General features: G+C 54.5%; 14 protein-coding genes. 7 read left to right on the top strand and 7 right to left on the bottom strand.

The window, feature by feature from the left end; translation table 11 throughout:
* Positions 1-75 precede the first annotated feature (75 nt).
* The gene (locus tag PGR79_RS14490; RefSeq protein ID WP_113374487.1) at positions 76-291 is read left to right on the top strand and encodes a zinc ribbon domain-containing protein; all 216 of its coding nucleotides are present in this window, start codon (positions 76-78) and stop codon (positions 289-291) included.
* Here PGR79_RS14490 and PGR79_RS14495 read toward each other — a convergent pair.
* The 3 genes from PGR79_RS14495 to xseA form a co-directional block, all read right to left on the bottom strand.
* A complete protein-coding gene (locus tag PGR79_RS14495; protein ID WP_045386960.1) occupies positions 288-626 on the bottom strand; it encodes a protealysin inhibitor emfourin in 339 nt (112 codons plus the stop codon). The genes PGR79_RS14490 and PGR79_RS14495 overlap by 4 nt on opposite strands.
* Positions 623-1,651 carry a M4 family metallopeptidase gene (locus tag PGR79_RS14500; protein WP_113374486.1) on the bottom strand — a complete coding sequence of 343 codons (1,029 nt, stop codon included), beginning with the start codon at positions 1,649-1,651 and terminating at the stop codon, positions 623-625. Before PGR79_RS14500 ends, PGR79_RS14495 begins: the two co-directional genes overlap by 4 nt.
* An 80-nt stretch (positions 1,652-1,731) precedes the next feature.
* Positions 1,732-3,105 (bottom strand): exodeoxyribonuclease VII large subunit, encoded by a 1,374-nt coding sequence (xseA, locus tag PGR79_RS14505; RefSeq protein ID WP_113374485.1) that lies wholly within the window; start codon positions 3,103-3,105, stop codon positions 1,732-1,734.
* Between the two features lie 158 nt (positions 3,106-3,263).
* Between xseA and guaB the strand changes: the two genes are divergently transcribed.
* The 4 genes from guaB (at position 3,264) to PGR79_RS14525 (ending at position 7,116) form a co-directional block, all read left to right on the top strand.
* Complete coding sequence (gene guaB, locus PGR79_RS14510) at positions 3,264-4,730, top strand: IMP dehydrogenase (protein ID WP_015370334.1); 1,467 nt, start codon at positions 3,264-3,266, stop codon at positions 4,728-4,730.
* 69 nt (positions 4,731-4,799) lie between these two features.
* Entirely contained in the window at positions 4,800-6,377 is a 1,578-nt protein-coding gene (gene guaA, locus PGR79_RS14515; RefSeq protein ID WP_015703162.1) for a glutamine-hydrolyzing GMP synthase, read from the top strand.
* Between the two features lie 142 nt (positions 6,378-6,519).
* On the top strand, positions 6,520-6,753 hold the full coding sequence (locus PGR79_RS14520; protein ID WP_004853132.1) for a type II toxin-antitoxin system Phd/YefM family antitoxin: 234 nt from the start codon (positions 6,520-6,522) through the stop codon (positions 6,751-6,753).
* Positions 6,754-6,783: 30 nt separating this feature from the next.
* On the top strand, positions 6,784-7,116 hold the full coding sequence (locus PGR79_RS14525) for a type II toxin-antitoxin system RelE/ParE family toxin (protein ID WP_113374484.1): 333 nt from the start codon (positions 6,784-6,786) through the stop codon (positions 7,114-7,116).
* Between the two features lie 34 nt (positions 7,117-7,150).
* Here PGR79_RS14525 and PGR79_RS14530 read toward each other — a convergent pair whose 3' ends face one another.
* The gene (locus PGR79_RS14530) at positions 7,151-8,359 is read right to left on the bottom strand and encodes an MFS transporter (protein ID WP_113374483.1); all 1,209 of its coding nucleotides are present in this window, start codon (positions 8,357-8,359) and stop codon (positions 7,151-7,153) included.
* 98 nt (positions 8,360-8,457) lie between these two features.
* Between PGR79_RS14530 and PGR79_RS14535 the strand changes: the two genes are divergently transcribed.
* Entirely contained in the window at positions 8,458-9,351 is an 894-nt protein-coding gene (locus PGR79_RS14535; RefSeq protein ID WP_087858413.1) for a LysR family transcriptional regulator, read from the top strand.
* A 3-nt stretch (positions 9,352-9,354) separates the two neighbouring features.
* Here the strand turns inward: PGR79_RS14535 and PGR79_RS14540 are convergent, their stop codons facing one another.
* Entirely contained in the window at positions 9,355-9,546 is a 192-nt protein-coding gene (locus PGR79_RS14540) for a YfgG family protein (protein ID WP_015370389.1), read from the bottom strand.
* Positions 9,547-9,916: 370 nt separating this feature from the next.
* On the opposite strand from PGR79_RS14540, the gene PGR79_RS14545 reads away from it, so the two are divergent.
* Positions 9,917-12,148, top strand: a complete 2,232-nt coding sequence (locus PGR79_RS14545) for an EAL domain-containing protein (protein WP_113374482.1) — start codon at positions 9,917-9,919, stop codon at positions 12,146-12,148.
* A 48-nt stretch (positions 12,149-12,196) separates the two neighbouring features.
* Here PGR79_RS14545 and ppx read toward each other — a convergent pair whose 3' ends face one another.
* Entirely contained in the window at positions 12,197-13,723 is a 1,527-nt protein-coding gene (ppx, locus tag PGR79_RS14550) for an exopolyphosphatase (protein ID WP_087858415.1), read from the bottom strand.
* Positions 13,724-13,726: 3 nt separating this feature from the next.
* Positions 13,727-15,787: a polyphosphate kinase 1 gene (ppk1, locus tag PGR79_RS14555; RefSeq protein ID WP_047043447.1), complete on the bottom strand. Its 2,061-nt coding sequence runs from the start codon at positions 15,785-15,787 to the stop codon at positions 13,727-13,729.
* Positions 15,788-15,818: the final 31 nt, after the last annotated feature.

Raw genomic sequence — 15,818 nt, forward strand, 5'->3', positions numbered from 1 at the left:
CAACGCTTCGCCGGGTCAGCAACGCTGACGTATGACGTGATAAACTCATGCTATTCATTATGAGAAGGAGACGCCATGGAACTCAATTGCCCCATTTGTCATGCCCTGTTGGAAGTACAAGGCAATAGCGCGCATTGCGCGAACTGTGAGAAAGATTTTGCTTTAGAGGCGCGCTGCCCGGACTGCCATCAGCCGCTGGAAGTGCTGAAGGCCTGCGGCGCGGTGGATTATTTCTGCCAGCACGGCCACGGGCTGATTTCGAAAAAGCGCGTCGAATTTGTGCCTGTCTAATCGCTAACGCAGCCTTCACCATTACGCCAGAGTTCAACCAGCGCCTGCGGCGCGCGCTCTTCCGGGATGAGAATAATCAGGCTGTGATAGTGCTGGGCGCTGATTATCTGAATGCGAAAAAAACGCTGGTCGCCGCTACCCGGAGAATCCGGCTGGCCCGGCGGCTTGCCGAGCGGCAACGACTGCTGCAGTATTGCGGCGATGCGCTGTTTTTGTTGCTCGTTAAGCTGCGCCACGACAATCTTACGCATGCCGCTCAGCGTCGGGATCCAGGCGACGCCGCCCTCGCGCGCCAGTTCAATAATTGCGTCATCGCTGAGGTCGGCCTCGTTCATGATGTGACTCCAACGCCCTCCCAGGCCTGGCGAATCGCCTCGGCGACCGTTTTACCAAAACGTTTTTCGCCATGTTGAATCGTCAGTCCGGCAAAGGCTGAAAAATCGGCGTCTTTGGCCAGTGACTTATCACAAACTGCGTCGTACCAGGCATATCCCGCTTTTTCCCATGCAAAACCACCCAGCGCGCTGGCGGCGAGATAGAAAGCATGATTAGGAATGCCGGAGTTAATATGCACGCCGCCGTTATCCTGCTGGGTATGCACAAAATCTTTCATATGGGCGGGTTGCGGGTCTTTACCAAGAATGGGGTCATCATAGGCGGTTCCCGGGTGCGACATCGAACGCAGTCCTTGGCCGTGAATACCTTTCGCGAGGAGCCCCTCGCCAATTATCCAGTCTGCTTTATCTGCCGTTTGCTGGCGTTGATATTGCTTGACCAGTGAGCCAAAAACATCGGAAAGCGATTCATTGAGCGCGCCGGATTGTTCGAAATAGATAAGCCCGGCTTCGCTCTCCGTAACGCCATGGCTTAACTCGTGCGCCACCACATCAATCGCAATAGTAAAGCGATTAAAGATTTCATCATCACCGTCGCCAAACACCATTTGCTGCCCATTCCAGAAAGCGTTTTGATATTCGTGACCATAGTGGACGCTGCCGGTCAGCTTCAATCCGCGGTTGTCCAGCGAATCACGATGATAGCTCGTCCAGAAAAACTCATGGGTGATGCCGAGATAGTCGTAGGCTTCATCCACGGCGACATCGCCGTTGGAAGGCTGTCCTTCAAAGCGCACCTGGAATCCTGGAAGTTCCTGAGTCTGCCTGGCATCGTAAATGTCGCGCTCAAGCTGGCCTGGCGTGGCGACATGGGCGGCGGCGGGGCGGCCCGGCACGTGCGTCATCAGGGTTTGTACATGGCTCAGCGTTTGCTGCGCGCAGCGCTGCTGCTGAACGGAACCATGATCGACAATGCGGCGTAAAATGTAGGGTGGAATCACGAAACGAGGACAAGTATCTGGCATATCACGCTCCCTGGCCGGATGAACGGTTTTAAAAGGGCATGACAGCAGTATAGTTATCCCCGCATGATACGGGGGGATAATCAGACTTTTTTGCGGGCGCGCGTTTTTTTCACTGGAGTGATGGTTGTCACTTCGCTCTCGACCCAACCATCTTCCAGCCGGGTAGTCACGACATCGCCAGCCTGCACCTGTTTGATTTTTTTCAGCACTTTGCCGTCACCGGCTGAGGTGACGCTATAGCCGCGAGCCAGCGTCGCCAGCGGACTGACGGCTTCCAGATGCGTCACGGTATTGCCGAAACGCTCGCGCTGCTCGCTCAGTCGGGCGCGAATATTTTCCGCCAGACGATACTCCAGTTGCTGAATACGCGACTGCGCGCGATGGATGCGTGGCTGCGGGTTTTGCTGATTCAACCGCTGCGCGGCGCGCTGCTGACGCTGGTCGGCACGTTTGAGCTGGCTTTCCAGCGCAAAGCGCATCCGCTGCCGCAGGCGTTCCAGTTCGGTTTGCTGACGCGCTAAGCGCAGCTGAGGATGTTGCTGCTGTAAGCGGTGAAACAACTGCGTAAAGCGGCGCTGGCGGTTAGCGAGGAAGTAATCCATCGCCATCTCCAGGCGTTGCTGGCCTGACTGTAGCTGACGCAGAAGCTCCTGCTGATTGCGGCTGACGATCTCTGCCGCCGCAGAGGGCGTCGGCGCCCGCAGGTCGGCGACGAAATCGGCGATGGTGACGTCGGTTTCATGGCCGACGGCGCTTACTACCGGAATGCGGCTGGCGAAAATCGCCCGCGCCACCCGTTCGTCGTTAAAGCTCCATAAATCTTCCAGCGAACCGCCGCCGCGCCCGACGATCAGCACGTCGCACTCCTGGCGCAGGTTGGCTACTGCTATCGCACGCACGATTTGCCCCGGCGCATCATCGCCTTGCACCGCCGTTGGATAAATGATCACCGGCAGCGAGGGGTCGCGGCGTTTCAAAACATGTAAAATATCATGCAGCGCGGCGCCGGTTTTGGAGGTGATGACGCCGACGCAGTGCGCGGGAGAGGGGAGCGCCTGCTTGTGGTTTTGATCGAATAACCCTTCCGCCGTCAGGAGCGCCTTGAGCTGCTCATATTTCTGCTGCAGCAGGCCCTCACCGGCGGGCTGCATGCTTTCGACGATGATCTGGTAGTCGCCGCGCGGCTCGTAAAGGGTAATGTTGGCGCGAACCAGCACCTGCTGGCCATGCTGCGGGCGAAACGTGACGCGGCGGTTGCTGTTGCGAAACATCGCGCAGCGCACTTGTGCGTTATCGTCTTTTAAGGTGAAGTACCAGTGGCCGGAAGAGGGCTGGCTGAAGTTAGAGATTTCGCCGCTTATCCAGACCTGGCCCATTTCGCGTTCCAGCAGTAAGCGAACCGTCTGATTCAGGCGGCTGACCGTAAATATTGCAGGGGATTGAGATGGCAACATGTGAGCAAGATCAAATTCTAAATCAGCAGGTTATTCAGTCGATAGTAACGCGCTGAGAGGGGATCGCAAGTATTATTTGCAAAAAAGGGTGGATGCAATCGGTTACGCTCTGTATAATGCCACGGCAATATTTATCCACCCTGGTCGAGATATTGCCCATGCTACGTATCGCTAAAGAAGCCCTGACGTTTGACGACGTCCTCCTTGTTCCCGCTCATTCTACCGTTCTGCCGAATACCGCCGATCTCAGCACGCAGCTGACGAAAACTATTCGTCTGAATATTCCTATGCTCTCCGCGGCGATGGATACCGTAACTGAAGCGCGCCTGGCGATTGCCTTGGCCCAGGAAGGCGGCATCGGCTTTATTCATAAAAACATGTCCATCGAGCGCCAGGCTGAAGAAGTCCGTCGCGTGAAGAAACATGAATCCGGCGTGGTAAGCGATCCACAGACCGTTCTGCCGACTACCACCCTGCGCGAAGTGAAAGAGCTGACCGAACGTAACGGTTTCGCCGGTTATCCTGTAGTGACCGAAGACAACGAACTGGTCGGCATTATCACCGGCCGCGATGTGCGTTTTGTTACCGACCTGAATCAGCCGGTCAGCGTTTATATGACGCCGAAAGAGCGCCTGGTCACCGTGCGTGAAGGCGAAAGCCGTGAAGTGGTCTTCGCTAAAATGCACGAAAAACGCGTAGAAAAAGCGCTGGTAGTGGATGATAGCTTCCATCTGCGCGGCATGATCACCGTAAAAGATTTCCAGAAAGCGGAACGTAAACCGAATGCGTGTAAAGACGAGCACGGTCGTCTGCGCGTTGGCGCGGCCGTTGGCGCTGGCGCCGGTAACGAAGAGCGCGTTGACGCGCTGGTTGCCGCAGGCGTTGACGTTCTGCTGATCGACTCTTCTCACGGTCACTCCGAAGGCGTTCTGCAGCGTATTCGCGAAACGCGCGCTAAATATCCTGACCTGCAAATCATCGGCGGTAACGTGGCGACCGGCGCGGGCGCTCGTGCCCTGGCGGAAGCTGGCGTCAGCGCGGTGAAAGTGGGTATCGGCCCAGGCTCCATCTGTACTACCCGTATCGTTACCGGCGTAGGCGTTCCGCAGATCACCGCCGTTTCCGACGCGGTTGAAGCGCTGGAAGGCACCGGTATTCCGGTTATCGCCGATGGCGGTATCCGTTTCTCCGGCGATATCGCAAAAGCGATTGCCGCAGGAGCCGCCGCGGTGATGGTTGGCTCCATGCTGGCCGGTACCGAAGAATCCCCGGGTGAAATCGAGCTCTATCAGGGCCGTTCTTACAAATCCTACCGCGGTATGGGTTCCCTGGGCGCGATGTCCAAAGGTTCCTCTGACCGTTACTTCCAGAGCGATAACGCCGCTGACAAACTGGTACCGGAAGGTATCGAAGGCCGCGTTGCCTATAAAGGCCGCCTGAAAGAGATCATTCACCAGCAGATGGGCGGCCTGCGCTCCTGTATGGGTCTGACCGGTTGTGGTACTATTGACGCACTGCGTACCAAAGCAGAGTTCGTGCGCATCAGCGGCGCGGGCATCCAGGAGAGCCACGTTCACGACGTGACGATCACCAAGGAATCCCCGAACTACCGCATGGGCTCCTGATTTTCATCGCCCGGCTACGCGCCGGGCGATTTTTATTCAATCATCGCTACTTCTCTGGAATTAACGTCAATGACGGATAACATTCATAAACATCGCATTCTTATCCTGGACTTCGGTTCTCAGTACACCCAGCTGGTTGCGCGTCGCGTACGTGAATTAGGGGTCTATTGCGAGCTCTGGGCTTGGGACGTGACCGAAGCTCAAATCCGCGAGTTCAACCCGAACGGCATTATTCTTTCCGGCGGCCCGGAAAGCACCACCGAAGACAACAGCCCGCGCGCGCCACAGTACGTCTTCGAAGCCGGCGTACCGGTATTCGGCGTATGCTATGGCATGCAGACCATGGCCATGCAGCTGGGCGGCCACGTTGAAGCTTCCAACGAGCGCGAGTTCGGTTACGCGCAGGTGGAAGTGCAGACCGACAGCGCGCTGATCAAGGGCATCGAAGATGCGCTGAGCGCTGACGGTAAGCCGCTGCTGGACGTGTGGATGAGCCATGGTGATAAAGTCACCGCTATCCCTTCCGACTTTGTGACCGTCGCCAGCACTGAAAGCTGCCCGTTCGCCATAATGGCTAATGAAGAAAAACGCTTCTACGGCGTACAGTTCCACCCGGAAGTCACCCACACCCGTCAGGGGCTGCGTATGCTGGAGCGCTTCGTGCGCGATATCTGCCAGTGTGAAGCGCTGTGGACGCCGGCGAAGATCATCGACGACGCGGTTGAGCGTATTCGTCAGCAGGTGGGTGAAGATAAAGTCATCCTCGGCCTGTCCGGCGGCGTTGACTCTTCCGTTACCGCGATGCTGCTGCACCGCGCCATCGGCAAAAACCTGACCTGCGTATTCGTGGATAACGGCCTGCTGCGCCTGAACGAAGCCGAGCAGGTTATGGATATGTTCGGCGACCGTTTCGGCCTGAACATCGTGCACGTTGCGGCGGAAGACCGCTTCCTGACCGCGCTGAAGGGCGAAAACGATCCGGAAGCGAAGCGTAAAATCATTGGCCGCGTCTTCGTTGAAGTGTTCGACGAAGAAGCGCTGAAGCTGGAAGACGTGAAATGGCTGGCGCAGGGCACTATCTACCCTGACGTGATCGAATCCGCCGCTTCCGCGACCGGTAAAGCGCACGTCATCAAGTCTCACCACAACGTGGGCGGGCTGCCGAAAGAGATGAAGATGGGCCTCGTTGAACCGCTGAAAGAGCTGTTCAAAGACGAAGTGCGTAAGATTGGCCTGGAGCTGGGCCTGCCGTATGACATGCTGTTCCGTCACCCGTTCCCGGGGCCGGGCCTTGGCGTTCGCGTACTCGGCGAAGTGAAGAAAGAGTACTGCGACCTGCTGCGTCGCGCGGACGCTATCTTCATTGAAGAACTGCGCAAAGCCGACCTGTATGACAAAGTGAGCCAGGCATTTACCGTGTTCCTGCCGGTTCGCTCCGTCGGCGTGATGGGCGATGGCCGTAAATACGACTGGGTCGTCTCCCTGCGTGCGGTAGAAACCATCGACTTTATGACCGCGCACTGGGCGCACCTGCCGTATGATTTCCTTGGCCGCGTCTCCAACCGCATCATCAACGAAGTTAACGGTATTTCCCGCGTGGTGTACGACATCAGCGGTAAGCCGCCAGCGACTATTGAGTGGGAATAACCCCCTCCGCTAGCTGAACCAAACCCTCTGTTTTACAGAGGGTTTTTTTATGTCCTGGTAAATGACGCTGAGTAATGATTATTGAGTGTGGTCTAAATATAGTCTATATTAAAACCGAGGCATGACTATTAGGCGGACCAACATGAAAGTAGAAACAATCAGCTACGTTAAAAAGAACGCAGCAACGCTTGATCTGTCAGAACCTATCCTGGTCACACAAAATGGTGTGCCTGCTTATGTTATAGAGTCCTATGACCAGCAGCAGGAACGGGAGAACGCCATTGCTTTGCTGAAGCTGCTTACCCTGTCAGAGAAAGATAAAGCGGAAGGGCGCGTATTCTCGAAAGACCAGTTGCTGGATGGCCTTGCGGATTAAACGCAGCGCGCTCAACGTTAAGGGATTTCCATGGAACAGCAGGTGACCTTTGAGTATACGCTTACAGTAAAGCACTGCATCGACACAATAGCGGGTTTTCTGAAGCGTGTTGATATTGAGCCGCGTCCGGTTATCGCAGATATTCTTACACAGTTTGAGAGCACCGTAGGCCAGTTCCCCTTGGGCTGCCAGATTTGCCCAGAATTGCTGAAAATTGGCTGCGCCAAATACCGGGAGTTTAATCACGCTGAAGGCTACCGGGTTTTGTATTCCGTAGACGGTACGTTAGTGACCGCGCATGCGATCCTGGCACATCGTCAGGACGTCCAGCAGCTGCTGTTTAAGCGTCTGATCGTGGCCTGATAGCCCTAAATGTGTGTGTTTTACAGAGGGTTTTTCATACCCTCTCTTCATTTTGTCCCTGATTTATCCGCACAACCTGCCGCCGCTGCAGCCAGCCGATTCTCAGCGCCAGCCCCAGTACGACCAGCGATAATAGACCCGAAATAGCAAGGCTCCTTTCTATCCCCAGATGTTGATTTAGCCAGGCATAGGCAAATGGCGAGACGGCGGCCAGCAGTTGCGCTGGGATCAGCAGCCGTCCGGTACGCCGCGCGTAATCTTCCGCTGCGAATAGCTGCAACGGTAATGTTGCCTTAAATACCGTTGTCAGGCCGTTAATTGCCCCATAGGCGAAAACAAAACCGCCAACGGTCCAGCTTAGCGAGGTGGCGTTGAGGCCCAGTAAAAAGCAGAGCGGCAATAGCGCTGTGGTCAACAGCGTTAGCCGGAGTGGGGTGAGTCGCGCTCCTGAAATCACCTCAAGAAAGCGGGCGCCGGTCTGTCCGATGCCCCATAGTACGCCTATTGTTACCGGCAGACCGTAGCTGGCGATAAACTCAGGCAGATGGGTGGATGTGCCGTTAGAAATAAAGGTGACCAAAGCGATAAGCGAGGCGTACAGCAGGCCTGTGCGCTGGTCGCGGCGGGAAAGCGGCACTTTCTCCTGATGAGCGCTCCGGTCGGGCAAGCGTTGATTAGGCATCCGCCACAGCAGTAGTGCGCTAAACAGGCCAAACAGGCTGTAGATTACCAGCGCTCCACGCCATCCCATTAGCGCGAGCAGCGCGGTGCCCAGCGGCCAGAATATCGCTGAGGCCAGTCCTCCAGCCAGGGTCACCCGTGAAATAGTCATTCTCGCGCGTTGACCATACAGGTTAACCAGCGCGGCGAACAGCGCATCGTATAGCGCCAGCCGCATACCGACACCGGCCAGTAGCCATGCGACGTACCAGAAGATCAGGCTGTCTGCCTGCGACATAGCCAGGCAGCTTGCCGCGATGGTTAATGAACCGATGAACACCACCCGCTGACCGCCAAACCAGGCCAACAGGCGGGCGATAAAAGGCGAGATCGCCGCCATCATCAGCATGGCGAAGGTCAAACCGAGATAGATCTCCGTTCCGCCCCAGCCAGTATCACTAGCAATAGCGCCGGCAAAGGTACCGGGCATATAAAAAACGATCCCCCAGTTGATGAGCTGGTTGCCGCCGGCTGCGAGAGTAAGGGAAAGAGGCGCGGTGCCAGGCAAGGTTGACGTTTTCATTGAATTCCAAAGCGTTATGCAGTTGTCGGCAGCATATCGCGCGCGCTATTGTGCAGGCAGTCCCTGGGGCTTATAGCCTGCATAAGAGAAACTTTGTGATGACGATGCTGAATTTGGTAAATCTGACGACCTTTCGGCTGGTGGCGCAGCGCGGCAGTTTTTCCGCCGCCGCTGATGTACTGGGAATATCGCAGCCGGCGGTAAGCCAGCAGGTTCGCCAGCTTGAGCAGTTCCTGAAGACGCGGTTGGTTGAGCGTACCGGCCGAGGGATCAAAGCCACTGCCGCCGGATTGGCGCTACTGGCCCATAGTGAAATTATTGAGCAGGCGGTGAATACGGCGGTGCAGTCGGTGGCTGAGTTTAACCATGAAGTGCACGGCACGATGAGCTTCGGTACCGGGGCGACGGCCTGTATTCATTTGCTGCCGCCGCTATTGCGCCATCTACGCGAGAAGCATCCGCTGTTAACGGTTGGCGTCACGACCGGTAATACGCTTGACATTGTACGTGCGGTGGAAGAGAGCCGGCTTGATCTGGGATTGGTGACCTTACCTGCCAGCGGCCGCAGCCTGGCGGTAACGCCAGTGCTGGAGGAAGAGTTTGTATTTATTACTGCCAACGATGATGAACCGCTAGTGGGGCAAGTGACGCCTTCACTGCTACAGGCACTTTCGCTAATAGCATTTGAAGCCGGCAGCGGGACCCGTGGGCTAATCGATGGCTGGTTTCGCGCTGCCGGGGTAAACTCGGCGCCGGTGATGCAACTCGGTAGCATTGAGGCTATCAAGCGTATGGTGCGTGCCGGTCTGGGATACAGTATCGTACCGAAGATGGCGGTGGCGGATGAAGATGACCGCACCGGAATACGTATACAGTCGCTATCGCCGCGGCTCTATCGCCAACTGGGCGTGGTGATGCGTCAGGATAAAGTTATCAACAAAGGGATAGCGGAGATGCTGCGTCTGCTGCAACAACTAAAAATTTTGCCGTAGGCGTTATTCCTGGGCTGGAGTCGTTGGCGTCGCCGGAGCGTCAATGGTGATGGTCGATTGCTGCGACTCTTGTTTGTCCTGATGATGGTACCAGGCACCGATAGAGGAGTAGACAAAGCGTCCAAAGAAGAAGAGAAAACTGATAAGTAGTACGATACGGGTCATGCGACGGTTAAATCGATGTCGTTTACGCATACTGGGTGCCTGACTCACAAAAGGTTCCTTGAAGTATACCCGAAGACGGGCGATGGGGGTATTAAGTCATAGTATAGCGGTGGGGTCAATTGTCGGCGGTGTAAAAATCGTAGTGCTAAAACATTACTTAATGTTATATAAGATGAACATCGTATTTACACAGATTTTGGTTGTTGCACGAGGTCGCAAAAAAATAAGTTTTATTAATATTAGCTAAATAGTTTATTGATTTGCGTCAATTGCTTGATTCCATTGCTCACTAAAATCGTCCATCTGTTCCGCATCGTTATTACTTTCGCGGTTAGCCTGGTCGGGTTGGATGCCTGTCTGAATATACTCCGCAGGAGTTGGGGTAATCTGTCGAGCATCTATGAGTATTATTAAACTATACAAACGATATCAGGATAAATGGTGGGCGCTACCGCTCATCCTGCCTACGCTGCTGTTGCCGCTGGCGCGCGCCGCGAATACATTTGCAAATCTTAACGGTCATACCGTCTTCCTGTATTACCTTCCACTGGCGCTAGTATTAAGCCTGATGCTTTTTTTTGGCTGGGCGGCGCTGCCGGGTATCGTTATCGGTTTGCTGCTGACCATTACGCGCGGCATGACCTTTGAGCAAGCCATCGGTGTGTTATTTCATTTTTTGATCCCCGCGGTGCTGTGCTGGGGCGGTTATCGTATTTTCGTTCCGCGCCGTCAGCAGATTTCCCACGGCAATGTTGCCCTGATGCCGTATCGGTTGTTCTGGCAAATGCTGCTGCCTTCGGTGATTTTTCTCATTATTTCTCAACTTGCTGAGTATCTTGGCCTGCATCCGCGTGCGGCGGAACTGGTTGGGACAACGCCATTTAGTTTACGATCGTTAATCACTTTTCAGGCGCTGATGGTCGGTTGTCTGACCGGCGTGCCGCTGTGCTATTTTTTGCTTCGCGTTATTCGTAATCCGCTACACTTACGCGGCTTTATATCCCAGGTACGTTTACAAATTGACCAAAAAATAAAACCGCTGGAAATTATTGTCTGGGCAATAGTATTGTTAATAATACTGGCTTTATTATTCATGCCGTTAAATGCCAACAGCACGATATTTAGCACAAATTATACACTTTCATTACTTATGCCGGTCATGCTATGGGGAGCGATGCGTTTCGGTTATCGTTTTATTTCCCTGGTGTGGCCGCCGATATTAATTCTGGTTATCCATTTTCATTACAGCTATCTGCCATTTTCCCCGATCTACAATAACCAGCTGGCGATTACCTCCTCCAGCTACCTGGTTTTCTCCTTTATTATCGCTTATATGGCGATGCTGGCGACGCAGCAGCGGATGATCCACCGTCGGGTTCGTAGGATGGCCTTTCTCGACCCGGTCGTTCATATGCCAAATTTACGGGCCCTGAGCCGAGCGCTAAACCACTCGACCTGGTCGGTACTATGCTTTTTACGCATGCCGGAGCTGGAGTTGCTTGGTCGGCACTATGGCGTGATGCTACGCATTCAGTATAAGCAGCAGCTGTCGGAATACTTAAGTCACATGCTGCAGCCGAATGAAATGGTCTATCACCTTTCGGGCCATGATCTGGTGGTACGCCTGAATAGCGACGATCATCAAAAACGCATCGTGATGCTGGATGAGCGGATTAAGCAGTTCCGTTTCATCTGGGATGGTATTCCGCTGCAGCCGCCCGTCGGGATCAGCTATTGCAACGTGCGCTCTCCGGTCAAGCATCTGTATTTACTGCTCGGCGAACTGAATAATATTGCCGATATGTCGTTAACCAGCGGCCACCCGGAAAACGTGCAGCGCCGCGGCGCCGTTCACGTCCAGCAGGGATTAAAAGAACGTGTGTCTATGATGAACCAGATCCTGCAGGCGCTGGAGCAGAATCGCTTTCGGCTGATGGCGCAGCCCATTATCGGCATGCGTGGCGATAGCTATCATGAAGTCCTGTTGCGTATGGTGGGCGAGCAGGGCGAACTGGTTGCGCCGGATAATTTTTTGCCCGCGGCGCACGAATTTGGCCTGGCTTCGCGCATCGACAGCTGGGTTATCGACAATACGCTGGCTTTTATGAACGATAATCGACATACGCTGCCAGGCATGCGTCTGGCCATCAATCTGTCGCCAGTCTCGGTCAGCCGCAGCCGGTTCCCGGACGAAGTCGAGGAAATGTTGCATCATTATAATATCGAGCCGTGGCAGCTTATTTTTGAACTGACGGAAAATCACTCGCTCAGTAATCCGGAGCAGGCGCAACAAACGCTCGCGCGGTTGCAGGAGTTGGGATGCCGGGTGGCGATTGATGATTTCGGGACCGGCTATGCCAGCTATGCGCGGCTGAAAACGCTCAACGTCGACATGCTGAAAATTGATGGGAGCTTTATCCGTAATCTGGTGACCAGTAGCCTGGATTATCAGGTTGTGGCGTCGATTTGCCGGTTGGCGCAAATCAAAAATATGCAGGTAGTGGCGGAGTATGTGGAATCGCCGGAGATCCGCCAGGCGGTGATTTCGCTGGGGATTGATTATATGCAGGGCTATGACATTGGTATGCCGGTTCCGATAGAACAGTTGGCCTGTGCAGCTGAAGTCGCATAAAAAACGGCCGGGCGTATGACCCGGCCGTTTTAGTCAAAGATGTCAGCTTTACGCTTCTTCTTCAGTAATTTTCAGCAGCCATTCCGGCACGCCTTCCCAATACTGTTGCTCTTTTTCCAGATCCAGCAGTACCAACGCGTTCTGGCTAAACCAGTCGTGCGGGAAAATTAAGGTCCAGTGGTTGGCTTCCGTCTTCAATGTCAGTTTTGGCGGCGTCGTCGTCGCCTGACGCTGATTGTTCAGTAACACGCCCAGACGCAGCAGTTGGATAAGCGGCAGGAACTGTTTTTTCTTGAACAAGGTAAAACGCGGCAAATCATCCAGCTTGATAGCCTTGCGATGATAGCGCACCAGCGTGGCCATCAGCATCTGCTGCTCCTGATTAAAGCCCGGCAAGTCGCTATTTTGCAGGATATAGGCGGAGTGGCGATGCATGCCGCTGTGGTTAATGTTCAGCCCCACTTCATGTAGCATTACCGCCCACTTCAGCAGGGCAGACAGATGCGGATTCGCCAGTTTCGGGTTTTGTTCCTGCCACTGTTCCAGCATCTGAGTGGTGGTCTCCAGTACCCGGCGGGCCTGTTCGCGATCGATATTGTACTGGTTCGCCAGGCTTTGGGCCGTTCGGCTGCGAATATCCTGGTGGCGGAAGCGGCCTTCCATCTCGTACAACACGCCTTCGCGCAGGGCGCCGTCGGACAGGCGCAGCTCTTTGATCGCCAGCGCGTCGAATACCCCGCACAAAATCGCCAGGCCCGGAGCGAATACCGCTTTGCGGTCTTCCGACAATCCCGGCAGGCTTAATGAATCGAAGTTTTTATTCTTCAGCAGCTCACTAACCAGCATTTCCAGGCGATCAGGCGTAATAAATCCGTCTTTTTCCCCCATGGCGATCAGCACTTCATGCGCGGCTTTGATGGAGCCAGAGGCGCCCAGCGCCACATTCCATCCCTGAATACGGAACTGCCATGCCAGCGTTTCCAGCTTCTGCACCGCCGCCAGGCGCGCGCGCTGGAAGTTTTCTTTATTGATAACGCCGCCGGGGAAATAGGCCTGGGAGAAGCTTACGCAGCCCATACGTCGGCTTTCCACCAGGCGGGGTTCGAAATCTTCGCCGATCACGAGCTCAGTCGAGCCGCCGCCGATGTCGATAACCAGCTTACGACCGCGCTCCGGTTGCGTATGCTCAACGCCCATAAAAATCAGACGCGCTTCTTCGTTACCGGAGATTATCTCGATGGGATAAGGAATAACTTTTTCCGCTCGTTTGAGAAAATCCGCCGCGTTGGCCGCCTGGCGCAGGGTATGCGTCCCGACGATACAAACGCTGGAAGGGGAGAACCCTTGCAGACGTTCAGCAAACAGCGACAGGCAGTTCAGTCCGCGAGTAATCGCTTCTTCGCTCAACACCGAGTTTTCATCCAGGCCATCGGCCAGGTGGACGCGTTGCTTCAGGCGACCGATGATCTGCATTGCCCCGTCGACGACACGGGCGATCACCATATGAAAACTGTTCGAACCAAGGTCGACCGCAGCGAACTCCTGCGGCCGAGGGGTTTTTTCGTTTATTGGCATAGGTTAATCGGGTTGTTCGAGTGATTTGAGATAATCGTAAATCGCCATCTGTGCGCGTACTTTGCGACGATTGCCGCGCGGCACGTAGCGATTACTCAGTTCTTTATCAAGATAGCGCGCTTTTACGGTATCGTTGAACAGGATATCGAGAATATCCAGTACGCGTTGCTTCAGACGCGGGTCCAGCAGCGGTACGGCGACTTCGATACGATAGTCGATATTGCGCGTCATCCAGTCGGCGGAGGATAACCACACCTGTTTATCACCGCCGTTTTCAAAACAATAGACCCTGTCGTGCTCAAGGAAACGGTCAACGATACTAATCACGCGAATATTTTCGCTTATTCCCTCAAGACCGGGGATCAGCGAGCACATGCCGCGGATAAGCAGGTTCACCGGCACGCCGGTGCTGGAGGCGGCGTAGAGTCTGTCCACCAGCCCTTTATCGACCAGGTTATTTAATTTAAGCGTAATTCCGGACGGTTGCCCATTCTGCGCATTGGCGATTTCGCGGTCGATCATTTCATACAGCAGACGACGCGAGTTCTGCGGCGACACCAGCAGGTAGTCGAAGCTAACTGGCCGGTAAGGGTTTTCGATAAAGTTAAATACGCGACGAACTTCATTGGTGATGCGCGCGTCGGCGGTGAGAAGTGAATAGTCGGTGTAGATACGAGCGGTTTTCTCGTTGAAGTTGCCGGTGCCGATATGCGCATAACGCACTACCTCATCGCCTTCTTTACGCGAAATGAGGAAGAGTTTGGCGTGGATCTTCAGCCCCGGCGCCGAGAAGATAACGTGTACGCCGGCTTCTGTCAGACGTTTGGCCCAGTGAATATTGGCCTCTTCGTCGAAGCGAGCCTGCAGTTCAACCACCACGGTCACTTTTTTACCGTTGTGGGCGGCGTGGATCATCGAATCGATAATCCGTGAATCCTTAGCGACGCGGTAGATATTGATTTTGATCGCCAACACGCTCGGGTCGAACGAGGCCTGACGCAGCAGTTCAAGCACGTGCTCGAAGGTATGATATGGGTAGTAGAGCAGTACGTCGCGTTCGCGAATGGCGTCAAAGCCGTTGCGGAATTTATCGAACCACAGATGGCGCAGGCGCGGCATCGGTTTGTTGACCAGATTGGCCTTGCCAACATTCGGGAAACCGATAAAGTCTTTAAAGTTGTGATAACGCCCGCCCGGCAGCATTGAATCGTAGTTGGAGATGGAGAGCTTATCGCGCAGCATTTCAACCATCGCGTCCGGCATATCGCGCTGGTAGACAAAACGTACCGGCTCGGCGGTTAAGCGCTGCTTCAGGCTGGAGGACATCAGCTCCATCAGGCTCGATTCCATTTCGTGTACCAGATCGTACTCGGCATCGCGGGTCATTTTCATCGAATATGCATTCAGGGCATCGTAGTCAAAGAAGCCCTTAAAGATATCATCCAGGCAGTAACGCAGAATGTTATCCAGCAGAATCATTGGCTTGCGGCGTCGCGGCGTTTCCGGCGGCAGGTTCACAAAGCGTGGCACCTTATCAGATGGAATCTCCAGCAGCGCATAATTAATGGTGTCGCCGCGGATAATCTCCACCGCCAGATAGGTGTAATCATCTTTCAGGAATTGAACCAGGTCCGTCTCGCGGTTGATCAGAATCGGCGAAATATGCTGGCGAAGATACTGTTTGAAGTAGTTGCGCAGCCAGGACTGCTGGTTAACGGACAGCTGGCGTTCGTTAATCAGGAAGATCTGATTACGCGCCATTTCCAGCAGCAGTTCATTGTAAAGACCATCAAATTCCTGATCGGCCTTTAGCACGCGGGCCTGGATTTTGCCTAACAGATGACGTGAATGGGCGGTACTACCTTGTTCTTCACTGATAAGAATGCGTCGCTTAAGTTCGGCGAAGCGCACTTTGTAAAACTCATCAAGGTTATTGGAGTAAATTCCTAAGAAGCGCATGCGCTCGATAAGCGGGTTGCTCTTGTCCGCCGCTTCCTGAAGTACGCGCTCGTTAAAGGACAACCAGCTGAGTTCTTTTTCGATGTATAGCTTTTCCTGGCCCATTACAACTCACACTCCGGATCATTGACGTCGC

The organism is Klebsiella sp. 141161 (genome assembly GCF_050600815.1).
Classification (GTDB): domain Bacteria; phylum Pseudomonadota; class Gammaproteobacteria; order Enterobacterales; family Enterobacteriaceae; genus Klebsiella; species Klebsiella aerogenes.